The organism is Vibrio sp. 811 (assembly GCF_033339195.1).
On sequence record NZ_JAWOUB010000908.1, the window covers coordinates 1 to 527 of the forward strand.

Sequence of the window (527 nt, forward strand, 5' to 3'; positions counted from 1 at the left end):
TGGGATGAGTCAATGTAAGAGGCGTAATTCATCCGGAACGCTGCCTTCATCGTGAGGATGGTGTTCTCAGAATAGCCGCCGTCATAGAAGCTATCGCGGTACAACTGCCCCCACTGTCCGAGAGCGGCAGGGGACTTGTCTGGGTCAGTTATGGAGATCATGGCCGCACCGGGAACCGGCTCCAGTCTTTCGGCCTCCGCTTGACTAATGAAAAAGACTTTTTTGCTAAGCATGTCCCATCATCCCCTTACAAGGATGTGTTGCGAGTAGCTCACGCGCCTGACTTTGCCCCTCTTGAGTATCTACAGGAGCGGTCGTATACACACCTCCATGCCGCAAGTCCACAATACTGGTCCGACAGCAAGAACCTACGTTCTGAACTTTATTGTCCGAATCCAAACCAGCAAAAGTATGGCACGGTCCAGGGAATGGTTTCCTGCAAATAGAGCAGCGCTCAAAGTTCTTATCGAGGATTCTCTTTAAAACTTTCTCAAATTTGTTTTTGTTTAACATCGAGTTCTCCACAC

1 protein-coding gene and 1 pseudogene are annotated in these 527 nt (G+C 49.5%); both read right to left on the reverse strand.

The annotated features are described in order from the left end of the window. Nucleotides 1-233 (reverse strand): annotated as a pseudogene (locus R7Q46_RS30060) (hypothetical protein); the annotation flags it as partial. Beyond that, nucleotides 226-527 (reverse strand): hypothetical protein (locus R7Q46_RS30065; protein ID WP_318078703.1); only part of this gene is annotated, 302 nt, incomplete at its 5' end. The gene R7Q46_RS30065 and the pseudogene R7Q46_RS30060, both read right to left, overlap by 8 nt.